The sequence below is a fragment of the Enterococcus faecium genome (genome assembly GCF_029023785.1).
Taxonomy (GTDB): Bacteria; Bacillota; Bacilli; order Lactobacillales; family Enterococcaceae; genus Enterococcus_B; species Enterococcus_B faecium.
In genome coordinates, this window is record NZ_CP118955.1 from 758703 (window position 1) to 773955 (window position 15253).

Here is a 15253-nt window from a genome sequence, read left to right on the forward strand (position 1 = left end):
GCAAGCATGTTGAAACATTGCCATGCTATAATAGCTAAAGACTGAAAAAGATATGGAGAGAACGCCATGATTGAAATGAAGGATGTAATGAAGAAGTACTCAAATGGTACGACCGCTATCCGCAATCTCTCGATTGTCATCGAACAAGGAGAGTTTGTCTATGTGGTTGGTCCGTCTGGAGCCGGTAAATCTACATTCATCAAATTGATGTATCGAGAAGAAAAAGCTTCAAAAGGAACTTTGAACGTCGCAGGTCATGATCTAATAGCAATCAAAAACCGCGAAGTTCCTTATCTACGCAGAGAAATCGGCGTGGTGTTCCAAGACTATAAATTATTACCAAGAAAAACAGTATATGAAAATGTTGCGTACGCTATGCAAGTTATCGGCAGAAAACCTCGAGATATCAAAAAACGAGTAATGGAAGTGCTGGACCTTGTTGGTTTGAAACACAAAGTTCGAGTCTTTCCTAGCGAATTATCCGGTGGGGAACAGCAACGTGTCTCTATTGCTCGGGCAATCGTGAATACGCCTAAAGTACTTATCGCGGATGAACCGACAGGAAATCTGGATCCAGAAAACTCATGGGAAATCATGAAATTATTAGATCGGATCAATGCCCAAGGAACTACTGTCGTGATGGCTACACATAACAGTACGATCGTAAATACGATTCGGCACCGAGTAATTGCTATCGAAAACGGCCGCATTATTCGAGATCAAGCGGAAGGGGAATATGGATACGATGATTAGAACCTTTTTCCGCCATTTATTAGAAAGTATCAAGAGTTTGAAACGTAACGGCTGGATGACAGTTGCTTCAGTCAGTGCGGTAACGATCACGTTGACTTTAGTCGGTGTATTCATGGCAGTTATCATGAATGCAACTAAATTAGCTCAGGATATAGAAGGAAACGTTGATGTATCTGTATTCGTAGATATCGGTACAAAAGACGAAGAGATGAAAAAGCTAGAAAAAGAATTGAATGACTTAGATCATGTTAAAAAAGTTGAATTTTCAAGCAAAGAACAGGAATTGAAAAAAATCCAAAACGAAATGGGTGATTCCTGGAAATTGTTTGAAGGTGACAATAACCCGTTATATGATGTGTATGTAGTAAGTGCTACTGATCCTTCTTATACAAAACAAGTAGCAGAAGAAGCAGCAGATTTGAAGAATGTTTCTCGTTCTGATTACGGTGGAGCTTCCTCAGATCGGATTTTCCAAATCGCTGGTGCAGTTCGGACATGGGGATTAGTTGCAGCGGCATTGCTGCTGTTCGTAGCGATGTTTCTCATTTCGAACACGATTCGGATCACGATTTTGTCTAGACAGCGTGAAATTCAAATCATGCGTTTAGTCGGTGCAAAAAATGGATATATTCGCTGGCCGTTTTTCCTTGAAGGTGGCTGGATCGGTCTGATCGGTGCGATTCTTCCGATTTTGATCATCACATTTGGTTATGCATGGTTTTTCCAATTGATCAATCCATCATTATTACGTTCCCATTATTCATTGATTCATCCACAAAATATCGTTTGGAAAATCAATCTTTTAATGGTCGGCATTGGTGTGATCATTGGTTCACTTGGCTCGATCATTTCTATGAGACGTTTCTTGAAATTCTAATACCACAATATAAATAAAATGAGAAAGTTGGACAGTTTCGTTCCAGCTTTCTTTTTTTATTGGCTAGGAGAATAGAAGGAAGCGGCTTTTTTCCCTTTACTTTAAAAAACAACTTGGGTATTCTTAAGTTGGTAGAAGAAGAGGTGAAGCCGTGAAAATTATCGTTGACAATTTTTTTACGATCCTTTTGATTATGAATATTTTGCTTTCCTTTATCATCGTTTTTCGAGAAAGAAAGGAAACTGCTCAAACATGGGCATGGCTGCTCGTTTTGATGTTCATTCCAGTTGTAGGATTTATTTTATATATTTTTTTAGGAAGAGGGATTTCCAAAGAGAAAATCTTTGATTTGAAGATCCAAGGGAAAATCGGTAAGAACCTGGAAATTGAAGAAGACAAACAGGCATTGATGCGAGGGCTTTATCCTCATCCGCCTACTGGACAAGTAGATGTGAAACAATTGATCTATATGCTCACGGTATTTGAAAGTACGCTCTATACGACTAAAAATGAAATCACTTTATTTACAGATGGTCGTGAAAAATTCGATGCGCTGATTGAAGATATCAAGCAGGCAGAAGACCATATCCACTTCCAGTATTATATTTATCGCAGTGATGCATTAGGTGAAGAAGTTCGAGATGCATTGACAGAGGCGGCAAGACGAGGGGTAAAAGTCAGAGTCCTTCTTGATGCATGGGGTTCCACACAAGTTTCTTCCAGCTTTTTTCAGAATTTGAAAAAAGCAGGCGGAGAAGTCGCATTTTTCTTTCCTCTATTTGTTCCGTATATTAATCCTCGGATCAATTATCGCAATCATCGTAAAATCGTAGTTATTGATGGGAAAATCGGATATACAGGTGGGTTCAATGTTGGAAATGAATATCTAGGATTGGTAAAGAAATTTGGTTATTGGCGAGACAATCATTTGCGTATTTACGGAGAAGCGGTGTATACCTTGCAAAACCGTTTTTTGATGGACTGGAATTCTCAGCATACAAAAGAAGTAGGCTATTCTCCCAAATTTTTTCCGTCCATTCACACTACTGGTGATATAGCTGTTCAAATCGTGACAAGCGGACCAGATACCGAACATGAACAAATCAAAATGACTTATTTGAAAATGATTTCGTTAGCCAAACGGGAGATATTGATCCAAACGCCTTATTACATACCGGATGGATCGATTCATGAAGCACTGAAGTTGGCTCTTCTTTCAGGCGTAAAAGTTCATATCCAAATACCTAACAAACCAGATCATCTTCTCGTTTACTGGGCAACGTATTCTTTCGCTGCAGAGCTGATCGAGTATGGAGCAAGGATCGAAACATATGAGAATGGATTTATTCATGCAAAGACGATGATTATCGATGGTGGCATTGTTTCAGTTGGCTCAGCAAATATCGATGTTCGTTCATTTCGCTTGGACTTTGAGGTCAATACACTGGTTTATGATGAACGAATGGCTTCACGTGTAAGAAAAGCTTTTTTTGAAGACTCGAAAATTTCTACGCATCTCACAAAAGAAATGTATGAAAACCGAGGAATAATCATCAAGATGAAAGAAGGATTAGCAAGATTGATTTCGCCGCTCCTTTAAAACATAAAAAGGACATGAGAACCATCAACAGATGGAGATCTCGTGTCCTTTTCTAACGGGGCCATTTCTGAGAGTACGTCAGAAATGGAGAAAGCGTCTCGCATGAGCGAAATTAACTTTGGGGTATCTCTTGTTTTTTGGGGAAAGCAAGAAATAAGCTAATATATGCTATTAAAAGAGACACATTTCAAAGCCAGTATAGCATAGAAACTTTTAATGAGATAGTTTTTTTTACAATTATGAGAATTTATTTTGTTATTTAATGATTTTGATTCGTTTTCATCAAGTAATGAAAATGATAAAATAAACATACTTTAGGATTAAAGGAGATTTCTAATGAAAAAACTTAAATTATTCTTACCAATAATAGGATTAGCCATTCTTTTATCAGGCTGTTCAAAGTGGATTGATCGAGGAGAATCCATTACGGCTGTTGGCTCTTCTGCTTTACAGCCTTTAGTAGAAACAGTTGCTGAAACTTACCAGACAGAAAATCCTGGAAAATTCATCAATGTACAAGGGGGCGGAAGCGGAACTGGTTTGTCTCAAGTACAGTCAGGAGCAGTCGACATCGGAAACTCTGATTTGTTTGCGGAAGAAAAATCGGGGATCGATGCCTCAGCATTAGTCGATCATCGAGTAGCAGTTGTTGGGATCACTCCTATTGTGAACAAGGATATTGGCGTAAAAGACATCAGTATGGAAAACCTGAAAAAACTATTTACAGGCGAGATCAAAAACTGGAGTGAAGTCGGTGGAAAAGATCAGCCAGTAGTTATATTGAACCGCGCTTCAGGAAGCGGAACCCGTAGCACGTTTGAAAAATGGGTATTGGACGGAGAAACAGCTGTTCAGGCACAAGAACAAGATTCAAGCGGAATGGTGCGCCAGATCGTTGCCGACACACCCGGTGCAATCAGCTATGTTGCTTTTTCTTATGTTTCCGATGATGTAGATACGTTGAATGTTAACGGTGTAGAACCGACAGATGAAAATGTGACAACGAACAAATGGACGATTTGGGCATATGAGCATATGTACACAAGAGATCATCCAAAAAAACTGACAAAAGAATTTTTAGACTATATCTTATCTGATGAAGTACAAGATAACATCGTTGGAGAACTAGGTTATATCCCTGTTTCTCATATGAAAGTCGAACGTGATTGGCAAGGAAATATCGTTAAAGAGTAATCTTTACACAAAATTTACAAACTTAGCTAAACTTTTACATGTTATTAAAACCAAATTGATGTTCAATTTGTACACTGAGTGAGTATGTTAAACCTGATTAAGGGGGAGTCATCTGTGGAAGATGTGAAAAAAGTATTATTAACAAAATCAAAACGTTCAAAAATGGAACAGCGTGGAAAATTCATCAGTTTTTTATGTATCGCGCTGATCGTGTTGGTTGTATTATCTATTTTTTATTTTGTAGCTAGTAAAGGATTGGCCACCTTTTTTACTGATAAGATCAATGTATTTGATTTTCTGTTTGGTACAGATTGGAATCCAAGCCAAATCGGAGCAAATGGGAAACCAATGGTAGGGGCATTGCCTATGATCACAGGTTCGTTTATTGTGACCTTTTTATCTGCTATCGTTGCCACGCCATTTGCCATTGGTGCAGCAGTATTCATGACGGAGATCTCTCCTAAAAACGGAACGAAGATCTTACAGCCGGTCATCGAGCTGCTTGTAGGTATTCCTTCTGTCGTTTATGGTTTTATCGGTTTATCAGTTATCGTGCCTTTTGTCAGAAGTATTTTTGGCGGGACAGGGTTTGGTATCTTAGCTGGTACATTTGTGTTGTTCGTTATGATCTTGCCGACTGTCACAACGATGACTGTTGATGCATTAAAGGCAGTGCCACGGCACTATCGGGAAGCTTCATTAGCGCTTGGTGCCACAAGATGGCAAACAATCTACAAAGTCGTGCTACGAGCAGCCGTGCCCGGGATTTTAACAGCAGTCGTTTTTGGTATGGCTCGTGCGTTTGGTGAAGCCTTAGCTATCCAAATGGTCATCGGTAATGCAGCATTGATGCCAACAGGACTTACTACTCCTGCTTCTACATTGACGTCCATCTTAACAATGGGAATCGGAAATACAATCATGGGAACAGTTGAAAATAATGTGTTATGGTCATTAGCGCTGATCTTGCTATTGATGTCATTATTCTTTAATATCGTGATCCGTATGATTGGGAAGAAAGGAGAGCTGAAATAATGAACGCAAAACGCTCAGATAAAATTGCTACAGGTGTTTTATATATAGTTTCGGGGATCATCGTATTGATTTTAGCAGCTTTACTACTTTATATCTTAGTTCGGGGAATACCGCATATTTCATGGTCCTTCTTGACCGAACCTTCCAAAGCCTACCAAGAAGGCGGTGGAATCGGGATCCAGCTATTTAACTCGATTTATTTGCTTTTGATCACGATGATCATCAGTTTTCCTATTTCTTTAGGTGCGGGTATCTATCTTTCAGAATATGCTGGAAAAAACTGGCTAACAGATGTGATTCGCACGTCGATTGAAATCTTGAGCTCGTTGCCTTCTGTCGTTGTCGGTTTATTCGGTTTCTTGGTTTTCGTTATTCAATTCCAGTATGGTTTCTCGATTATTTCTGGTGCATTGGCTTTGACTGTATTCAACTTGCCTCTTTTGACTAGAACAGTTGAGGAGTCTTTACAAGCGGTCCATTACACACAACGAGAAGCAGGATTGGCCTTAGGTTTGTCACGCTGGGAAACAGTGATAAAAGTGGTGGTTCCAGAAGCGACACCAGGGATTTTGACTGGTGTGATCCTAAGTTCTGGAAGAATTTTTGGTGAAGCAGCTGCATTGATCTATACGGCTGGACAAAGTGCACCTGCGTTAGATTTTACGAACTGGAATCCATTAAGTGTTTCAAGCCCGATCAGCATTTTCCGTCAAGCTGAAACATTAGCTGTCCATATTTGGAAGATCAATACAGAAGGCACGATGCCTGATGGTGTTTCTGTTTCGGCTGGCGCTTCTGCCGTGTTGATCATTGCTGTTTTACTGTTCAACTTCGGCGCTCGTGCGATTGGCAAACGATTATACCGAAAAATGACTTCAGCCTAAGGAGAAGAAGCAAAATGAAAAAATATAACTGGAATGAAACAAATGTCATCACCATGCCAAAAGAGAAAGAAGTAGCACTATATACGGATGATCTACATGTCTGGTATGGCGACAATGAAGCAATCAAAGGAGTGGATCTGGAATTTGAAAAAAATAAGATCACTGCACTGATTGGTCCTTCCGGCTGCGGAAAATCTACGTATCTTCGTTCGTTGAATCGAATGAATGATGGGATCGCTAATACGAAAATCACTGGGAAAATCATGTATCAAGGCGTAGATATTAATGCGCCTCAAGTGGATGTTTATGAGATGCGCAAACGGATTGGCATGGTTTTTCAACGTCCTAATCCGTTCAGCAAGTCGATTTATGACAATATTACATTTGCTTTGAAACAGCACGGCGAAAAAAACAAAAAGAAATTAGATGAAATCGTTGAAACAAGCTTGAAACAAGCTGCCTTGTGGGACCAAGTAAAAGACAGCTTGGACAAAAGTGCCTTGGCTTTATCTGGCGGGCAACAGCAACGTTTATGTATTGCTCGTGCGATCGCGATGAAACCTGATATCTTGCTGCTAGACGAGCCGGCAAGTGCTTTGGACCCTATTTCGACAGGAACGGTTGAAGAAACACTTGTAAACTTGAAAGAAGACTATACGATCATCATCGTGACGCATAACATGCAACAAGCAGCTCGTATCAGCGACTATACTGCCTTTTTCTATCTAGGAAAAGTAATGGAATATGACAAAACTAACAAGATATTTACCAGACCAAAAATTCAGGCAACCGAAGATTATGTGTCCGGTCATTTTGGTTAAGACGGAGGCCTCAACATGACAAAAGAAATTATTTCATCTAAAGATCTTCATCTGTATTATGGAAAGAAAGAAGCACTAAAAGGGATCAATCTAAGTTTCAATCAAGGGGAAATCACTGCGATGATCGGTCCTTCTGGTTGCGGGAAATCCACTTATCTGCGTTCTTTGAACCGGATGAATGACCTGATTCCGAATGTAACGATCACCGGAAGTGTTTTATATAAAGACAAAGACATCTATGGTCCAAAAACAGATGTTGTTGAACTAAGAAAAGAAATCGGCATGGTATTCCAGCAGCCAAACCCATTTCCTTTTTCTATCTATGAAAATGTCATCTATGGATTGAAATTAAAAGGGGAAAAAGATAAAAAAGTCCTTGATCAAGTAGTTGAAGAAAGCCTGAAGGCAGCGTCTGTTTGGGATGATGTGAAAGACAAATTGCATAAAAGTGCTTTATCTTTATCCGGTGGGCAGCAGCAGCGTGTATGTATCGCACGTGTTTTGGCAGTTAATCCGGAAATCATCTTATTGGATGAACCAACAAGTGCGCTTGATCCTGTTTCTACTGGGAAAATCGAAAGTATGCTGTTAGAATTAAGAGAGCGGTATACGATGATCATCGTGACCCATAATATGTCTCAAGCTTCACGTATTTCAGATAAGACGGCATTCTTTTTAGATGGTCACTTGATCGAATACAACGATACGAAGAAGATATTCATGAATCCAGAAAAACAAGAGACAGAAGATTATATTTCAGGTCGATTTGGATAAGGAGGAAACGGAATGCTACGTACACAATTTGAAGAAGAATTGCTGAATCTCCATAATCAGTTCTACGAAATGGGGATGATGGTGAGCAGCGCCGTGCACAAGTCAGTTCGTGCATACATCAAACACGATAAAATCTTAGCCCAAGAAGTTATCGAAAACGATATAAATATCAATAACATGGAAACACGCTTGGAGAAGAAAAGTTTTGAAATGATCGCATTGCAACAGCCAGTTACAACTGATTTGCGTATGATCATTACGGTCATGAAAGCTAGCTCGGATTTAGAACGTATGGCCGATCATGCGGTGTCTGTTGCTAAATCCACGATTCGCGTAAAAGGGCAGACGAGAATACCGGAAATCGAAAAAGAGATCTCCGATATGTCCGATTATGTGAAAAAAATGGTGGACAACGTCCTAGTAGCTTATGTCAAAACAGACGAAAAAGACGCACGTACGATCGCCAATATGGATCAAAGAGTCAATGACTATTTCAATCGAATCTATAATGCAACAATCAAAAATATGCAGGAAAATCCTGAGACAGTCATCAGTGGAACAGACTACTTGAATGTTGCCAGTTATCTAGAACGGATCGGAGACTATGTGACAAACATCTGTGAATGGATCGTCTACTTGGCTACAGGGAAAATCACTGAGTTAAATACGAACCACAATGAGATTTTCTAAACTGAAGCTGTGATTATGCCGTTTGTTTATGAAAAGAGGTTGTGAAAAAGCTGTTCTACATCAAGTAATAAGAACAGTCAAACAAAAAATAGCTCCTCATATTTTTCGTTTGGCTGGACTTATTACCGCAGATGCAAGCTTTTGAACACCGTTTATTCGGGAAAGGGTTTGTGACAAAACATGTCACAAACCCTTTTCATCATTTCATAGAAAGGATAAAGAATGCAAAAAAAAATTAGCATCATCACTATATTTTTTATTTGTGTGCTTACTTCATGGGTTATTCAGCATCAAGCCGCTTTATATGAAGTACCTGTCATCGAGATCGAAAAAGTACGAATAAAAGAGGATCATCAATTGATTACAGGAAAACTGATGAACACGGATCAAAAAGGAGAATCGATTTATTTATCGGTTCCTTATCAAAAAAATCAAATAGAAACAGCAAATATAAAAGCGAGACAAATGTATCTAGTCCAAATGCATGGAGATGAATGGCAGCTAGTAGCAAAAAAAATGATGGCTGGCTTTTCTTCTTCACAAGTATCTTCATTGGCGCTATGTTGCTTATTGGCGGAAAACAGGGTCTATTTGCTTTAGGAAGTCTCATCATCAATATCGTTTTACTTTTACTTTTGTTGCTCATCTTTACTAAAACAGAAGGGATTTCTCTATTAAATATATCTATCCTGTTCGTCGTTATAGGGATGATTATTAGCATATTGGCTTTAGATGGATGGAATAGAAGCAGTATAATCAAAATTTCAGCTGCAGTTACGAGTGTTTTTTTAGCATTTTTTATTTGTCTTTTGACAATGAATCATTGGAAAGACCAAGGACTGCGCTATGAGGAACTGAATTATCTGACACGACCGTATCGTTCTGTTTTTCTTTCTAGCGTACTGATTGGAACAGCTGGAGGAACACTCGATACCGTTATCACAGTCATTGCGACATTAGAAGAATTGACTAAGCGACAACCAGAAATAACAGCGAAACAGTTATGGCTTTCAGGAAGGCAAGTGGGTCGAGATGTGATTGGCTCGATGACCAATATCCTTTTGTTCGTCTATATCAGTGGGTCAGTTCCATCGCTTCTTTTATATTTAGGAAATCAATGGTCGTTCAAAGAAACGATAGAACAGCATTTATCATTGGAATTTTTACGCGTCATTGCTGGCAGCTTAGGAATAGTATTATCGATCCCTATCTCGGTCCTCTTTTTTCTGACTGTAAGGAGGCTGAAACGATGAATGTACTTATTATACTTGTTGGGATTTTAGCAATCAGCGTGCTACTTATTGGCGGTACGCAAGGTATGTATATTCTTTTAGGCTTATTCATCAATTTAGGGATCTTTTTCCTGTTGTTATTCGGTTATCATCAGAAGTGGCCGATACTGGCATTGTCGGTCATAGGATTTTTATTGATTGCTGTGGTTATCTTATTTTTTATCAACGGTTATAATCTAAAAATGCGTGCAGCTTTTGTGAGTATACTGATCTTTTTATTTTGTTTCCTACTATTGCTTCCTATCACTGATTTTTTAGCGATCCAAGGTTTTACATCGTAGAACTAGAAGAATTATCTGGCTTAGATAAGACTTTAGCGATTGATTTTAGATTACTTACGAGATCGTTGCTTCTGATTAGTCTTAGTGGTGCTGTTTTAGATGCTAGTGTAGCAATTTCTAGTGGGACATTCGAAGTATATCAGGCAAATCCGCAATTATCTTTTTACCAATTGCGCCATTCTAGTTTCGCTATTGCTAAAAAAATATTGGCGTCAACAGTAATGACACTTCTTTTTGCATTCATGGGAAGTTCTTTAGCGTTGATCCTCTGGTTTATTGATTTAGACATTCCTTTTCAGCAAGTGATCAATGAAAAATCATTTGTTCTAGAATATACGATGGCTATTCTTACCACATTGTCTGCACTACTTGTTCTTCCTTTAACCTGCGTGACTACAGCATATCTCTTTACAAAAAAGAAAGAACAACTCAAGATGGAGTAAAAGTTACAACTTAAGTCCTATGACATTTTTACTGAATCAGTGCATAATATGGATGTAAGGAAAAGCTTGCAAACAATTTTGCTTAAGGAGGCAATTTCCATGAAAGAAAGAGAACGTATTTTAGATTTAGTGAAAAAAGGAATCCTTTCGACTGAAGAAGGCTTAGATTTATTAGAAAGCATGGCAACTGAAAAAGACGAAAAGCAAATAAAAAAAGAAGCAGACAAGGTAACTGCTAGTCATAAAGAAAAAGATCAGGCAAGTCAATTGATCGATAAACTTGAAAACGGCGAAGAAGAAATTTCTGAGCCAGTTGATCCAAAGGAAAGAGAAAGACAAGATCAAGAAAACTTAGAAAAGATCTTAGATGAACTAGCAACTGAAGCGAATAAAACTTCGGCGCGTCTAGATGAAGTAAATGCTCAATTCGCTGACAATAAGGCAGCACGCAATGAGAAACAGGAAGCATTGATGCAGCTGAATACAAAAGAAGAATTAGGCGAGTTGACAGAAGAAGAATTAGCACAGCGTCAGACGTTAGAAGCAGAAATCAAAGAATTAGAAGCTAGTGGCGATACACTGTTAGAAGAACAATTGAAATTAGAAGCAGAATTAAAAGATATCCGTAAGAATCAATGGTCTGAGAAAAAAGAAACGTTTACTGATAAGTTTGAATTGCCAGATGATTGGAAAGATCAAGCAACAGATACACTGAATCAAGTAGGCGAAAAAATGTCAGAAGCTGGATCACAGTTAGGCAAATTCTTGAAGAAAACATTCCAAACTGTTTCAGAAACAGTGAATGACAACATGGAATGGAAAGATGTCAGCTTACGTGTCCCTGGGATTGCGACAACGAAATTTGAGCATGAATTTTACTATGAAGCTCCTGCAGCAAGTATCCTTGATATCAAGGCAGCAAACGGAAACGTGACGTTAAAAACGTGGGACAGCAACGATGTGAAAGTTGAAGCTAAGATCAAACTTTACGGAAAAATGGGTGCTGAACCATTTGAAGCATTCTCTGAACGGAGCCAGATTGAGGTTAATGAAGATCATATCTCCTTCCAAATTCCAAATAAACGTGTGCGTGCAGACCTTGTTTTCTACTTACCTAAACGAGTATACGACCACGCAGCTATTAAACTTCTAAATGGCAACATCATGATTGAAACATTGGAAGCTAAAGATATTTATACAAAATCTACGAATGGTAACATCATCGTGGACCAATTAACTGCAACGATGCTGGAAGTAGAAGGTGTAAACGGCAATATCGATATTCGAAACGGGAACATCTTAGATTCTATTATCGAAACAGTAAATGGTACAGTGACATTTGGTGCGACAGCAGAAAACCTTTCTGTGTCTTTGGTAAATGGTGATGTACGTCTTACGATTAAAGAAGATAATTTGAAAAAAGTAGAAGCAAGTTCAGTGAACGGAAATGTCAAAGTCGCTTTACCAGATGGCATCGGTTTGGAAGGACATGCTAAAACAAGTCTTGGAAGTATCAACAGCCGTCTGTCCAATTACGAAGTAGTTCGTGAGAAAAAAGAACGGACAAACCAAATGTTGCAATTCCGTCGTGTTTCAGATGGTGAAATCACGCAAGTGCAACTTTCAACGACAACAGGAAGTATCTATTTAAAAGATACAGATAAATAAAGAGGTTGTGAAAGAGATGTTCAGCCTTGAGCAATAAGAAGCGATTTTGTAAAATAGCTTCCCCTATTTTACAAAATTGTGCCTTATTGCCGATAGGCTATCTCTTGAACACCGTTTACCAAGAGATTATGAACCTGCCAATTATCGCCGAGTCACAAGGAATAATTTCAGAAAAAGCTCGTCACGTTTTATGAATATGGTAATTTGTGACCGAGAATTTTGCAGAAAGACACCGATTAAGAAGAAGGTTGTCACAACGATTTTCTTCATTTAAAATAGTAGAACAGAGGTGAGACATGATGAAAAAAAAGTTGACAAAATCCAATAAAAATGTTGTTTTGACAGGGACTTTAGCAGGAATAGGAGAATACATCGGGATTGATCCGACTGTTATCCGTGTGCTTTATGTATTCCTGAGCTTAGTTGCTTTTGGAAGTCCAATCATTTTATACATTTTATTAGCTTTGATTATCCCATCTGCGCGTTCTGCACGAACAAACTATGGACATAACAATGCATATTATGAAAAAAACAATTATCGTGAACAAACTCGTGAACAAACAAAAAAACGCAAAGAAGCGGAAAAAATCGATGATGACGAATGGAGTGACTTTTAATGTCGTACTTTCAACGTATTTTAGTTAATACGTTAACATTCATATCATTGGCTGTTCTTTTTCCTGCGATGGTCCATGTGAGCAGTATTTGGACGGCCGTTCTTGCCAGCTTCGTATTGTCTGTGTTGAATATGTTTGTCAAACCGATTTTGACGATACTGTCCCTGCCCTTTACATTAGTCACATTGGGATTGTTTACGTTTGTTATCAATGCAGCGATTCTTAAAATGACCTCCTTTTTTGTGGGAGCAGAACATTTTAGTTTTTCTTCATTCGGTGCAGCGTTGTTAGTAGCTATCTTGATGTCGCTTGTCAATGTAATTGTCAGCGAACATAACAGTAGAAAATAAAAGAAAGCTGTGCCGAACTATCGGCGCAGTTTTTTTATTTAGAATCAGGAATGCGTTTTCTATTACATTGGTAATTAAATAAAAACGTTTTTTTTAATTGGTAGTACTTTTGGCTAGACAATGATAAAATGATAGAGAACACTCTAATAGAAATGAGGTAGCATGAATGTCAGAAGTTGTAAAAGTTAGCCAATTAGTGAAAAAATTATCTTTGGAAATCGTGACAGGCGACGAGAAAAGCTTAGACCGTGTCATCGTAACTGGGGACATCTCACGCCCAGGACTAGAGTTGACTGGTTATTTTAATTATTATTCCCATAATCGTTTACAGCTATTTGGCAGTAAAGAAATCAGTTTTGCGGAACGGATGATCCCAGAAGAGCGTTTGATCATCATGAGAAGATTATGTAGTGAAGATATGCCCGCATTTATTATTTCAAGAGGATTACCGGCTCCAGAAGAAATGATCCAGGCAGCAAATGAAAATGGGATAGCTGTACTGCGTTCTCCCATCTCAACTTCTCGTTTATTAGGAGAATTATCCAGTTATTTAGATGGTCGCCTTGCCCCTCGAACAAGTGTCCACGGTGTTTTAGTGGATGTTTACGGATTAGGTGTACTGATTCAAGGTGACAGTGGGATAGGAAAAAGTGAAACAGCGTTGGAGTTGATCAAACGCGGTCATCGATTGATCGCAGACGATCGAGTAGATGTTTATCAGCAAGATGAATTAACGGTGATCGGAGAACCGCCTAAAATCCTGGAACATCTAATTGAAATCCGAGGAATCGGGATCATTGATGTAATGAATCTTTTTGGTGCGAGTGCGGTACGTGGCTCTATGCAAGTCCAGTTGGCTGTTTATCTGGAAGCATGGGCAAAAGATAAGAAATACGACCGTCTGGGCTCTGAAGACACGACCGTTGAAATCGCGGAAGTGGGCATTCCACAAATAAAAATCCCTGTCAAAACAGGACGAAACGTTGCAATCATCATTGAAGTAGCCGCGATGAATTTCCGTGCACGTACAATGGGCTTTGACGCAACGAAAACATTTGAAGAAAGATTAAGTCGCTTGATTGAAGAAAACTCAGGCAACGACTAGCAAGGAGTGACAATATGTTAGCACAAATCAATCGAGTTGCTTTTGAGCTTGTAGGGATTCCTATCTACTGGTATGCATTGATCATCGTATCAGGTATCATTATCGCCATGTGGCTTAGCAGCAGAGAGGCTGTTCGGGTAGGATTAAAAGCAGATGATGTGACAGATTTTATGTTGTGGGGATTGCCTATCTCCATTATTGGCGCTCGCTTATATTATGTTTTATTTGATCTTCCCCAGTATATAGCTGATCCAATCCAAATATTCAATATCCGTTCAGGAGGCTTAGCTATTTATGGCGGACTGATTGCAGGCGCGATCACGCTGTATTTTTTTACTAAATATCATTTTATTTCTTTGTGGACTTTTTTAGATATCGCTGCACCAAGTGTATTATTAGCACAGGCAATCGGTCGTTGGGGAAATTTCATGAACCACGAAGCATATGGACCAGACACGACGCGAAGCTTCTTAGAAAGTCTGCATTTACCGCAATTCATCATTGATAATATGTATATCGAAGGGATCTATCGTCAACCAACATTTCTTTATGAATCACTTTGGAGTTTGATTGGATTTATTTTGCTTTTGTTTTTACGAAAGAAACCACACCTTTTGAAAAAAGGCGAAGTCCTTGTATGTTATCTAATGTGGTATAGTTTCGGGCGTTTCTTTATTGAAGGATTACGTACAGACAGTCTTTACTTTTTAGGTGTGATCCGTATTTCTCAATTATTATCTGCTGTGTTATTTGTCGGTACATTGATTCTATTTATTTGGCGCAGAAAAAAAGGAAATTTACCGGATTATGACCGCTCATTAGGAAAAAATCAACAAATTATCTGATTTTTAGAGCGTTAAAAATGAAAA

16 protein-coding genes and 1 pseudogene are annotated in these 15253 nt (G+C 38.7%); all 17 read left to right on the forward strand.

Features of this window, described 5'->3' with window-relative positions; all coding sequences use genetic code 11:
* Positions 1–66: 66 nt before the first annotated feature.
* The 17 genes and pseudogenes from ftsE (at position 67) to lgt (ending at position 15229) form a co-directional block, all read left to right on the forward strand.
* Positions 67–753, forward strand: coding sequence for a cell division ATP-binding protein FtsE (gene ftsE / locus PYW34_RS03575; protein WP_002292768.1), 687 nt, complete (start codon positions 67–69; stop codon positions 751–753).
* On the forward strand, positions 746–1630 hold the full coding sequence (gene ftsX / locus PYW34_RS03580; protein ID WP_002294981.1) for a permease-like cell division protein FtsX: 885 nt from the start codon (positions 746–748) through the stop codon (positions 1628–1630). The genes ftsE and ftsX overlap by 8 nt, the downstream gene beginning before the upstream one ends.
* Before the next feature lie 151 nt (positions 1631–1781).
* The gene (gene cls, locus PYW34_RS03585; RefSeq protein ID WP_002300487.1) at positions 1782–3230 is read left to right on the forward strand and encodes a cardiolipin synthase; all 1449 of its coding nucleotides are present in this window, start codon (positions 1782–1784) and stop codon (positions 3228–3230) included.
* 336 nt (positions 3231–3566) lie between these two features.
* On the forward strand, positions 3567–4424 hold the full coding sequence (locus PYW34_RS03590) for a phosphate ABC transporter substrate-binding protein PstS (protein WP_002292763.1): 858 nt from the start codon (positions 3567–3569) through the stop codon (positions 4422–4424).
* Between the two features lie 114 nt (positions 4425–4538).
* Positions 4539–5459: a phosphate ABC transporter permease subunit PstC gene (gene pstC / locus PYW34_RS03595; protein ID WP_002292761.1), complete on the forward strand. Its 921-nt coding sequence runs from the start codon at positions 4539–4541 to the stop codon at positions 5457–5459.
* Complete coding sequence (gene pstA / locus PYW34_RS03600; RefSeq protein WP_002296590.1) at positions 5459–6343, forward strand: phosphate ABC transporter permease PstA; 885 nt, start codon at positions 5459–5461, stop codon at positions 6341–6343. Before pstC ends, pstA begins: the two co-directional genes overlap by 1 nt.
* 14 nt (positions 6344–6357) lie before the next feature.
* A complete protein-coding gene (pstB, locus tag PYW34_RS03605; RefSeq protein ID WP_002289486.1) occupies positions 6358–7164 on the forward strand; it encodes a phosphate ABC transporter ATP-binding protein PstB in 807 nt (268 codons plus the stop codon).
* A gap of 15 nt (positions 7165–7179) precedes the next feature.
* Positions 7180–7938: a phosphate ABC transporter ATP-binding protein PstB gene (gene pstB, locus PYW34_RS03610; RefSeq protein ID WP_002317877.1), complete on the forward strand. Its 759-nt coding sequence runs from the start codon at positions 7180–7182 to the stop codon at positions 7936–7938.
* A 12-nt stretch (positions 7939–7950) separates the two neighbouring features.
* Positions 7951–8628: a phosphate signaling complex protein PhoU gene (phoU, locus tag PYW34_RS03615; protein WP_002289490.1), complete on the forward strand. Its 678-nt coding sequence runs from the start codon at positions 7951–7953 to the stop codon at positions 8626–8628.
* Between the two features lie 222 nt (positions 8629–8850).
* Positions 8851–9228, forward strand: coding sequence for a hypothetical protein (locus PYW34_RS03620; protein WP_002334470.1), 378 nt, complete (start codon positions 8851–8853; stop codon positions 9226–9228).
* Positions 9189–9881: a YibE/F family protein gene (locus PYW34_RS03625; protein ID WP_002334471.1), complete on the forward strand. Its 693-nt coding sequence runs from the start codon at positions 9189–9191 to the stop codon at positions 9879–9881. The genes PYW34_RS03620 and PYW34_RS03625 overlap by 40 nt, the downstream gene beginning before the upstream one ends.
* Positions 9878–10644 (forward strand): annotated as a pseudogene (locus PYW34_RS03630) (YibE/F family protein). The gene PYW34_RS03625 and the pseudogene PYW34_RS03630 overlap by 4 nt, the downstream one beginning before the upstream one ends.
* A gap of 99 nt (positions 10645–10743) precedes the next feature.
* On the forward strand, positions 10744–12312 hold the full coding sequence (liaX, locus tag PYW34_RS03635) for a daptomycin-sensing surface protein LiaX (RefSeq protein ID WP_002330768.1): 1569 nt from the start codon (positions 10744–10746) through the stop codon (positions 12310–12312).
* A 296-nt stretch (positions 12313–12608) separates the two neighbouring features.
* Positions 12609–12929 (forward strand): PspC domain-containing protein, encoded by a 321-nt coding sequence (locus tag PYW34_RS03640; RefSeq protein WP_002294972.1) that lies wholly within the window; start codon positions 12609–12611, stop codon positions 12927–12929.
* Positions 12929–13279: a phage holin family protein gene (locus PYW34_RS03645; RefSeq protein ID WP_002289566.1), complete on the forward strand. Its 351-nt coding sequence runs from the start codon at positions 12929–12931 to the stop codon at positions 13277–13279. Before PYW34_RS03640 ends, PYW34_RS03645 begins: the two co-directional genes overlap by 1 nt.
* A gap of 166 nt (positions 13280–13445) precedes the next feature.
* The gene (hprK, locus tag PYW34_RS03650; RefSeq protein ID WP_002289568.1) at positions 13446–14384 is read left to right on the forward strand and encodes an HPr(Ser) kinase/phosphatase; all 939 of its coding nucleotides are present in this window, start codon (positions 13446–13448) and stop codon (positions 14382–14384) included.
* Between the two features lie 14 nt (positions 14385–14398).
* Positions 14399–15229, forward strand: coding sequence for a prolipoprotein diacylglyceryl transferase (lgt, locus tag PYW34_RS03655; RefSeq protein ID WP_002334474.1), 831 nt, complete (start codon positions 14399–14401; stop codon positions 15227–15229).
* Positions 15230–15253: the final 24 nt, after the last annotated feature.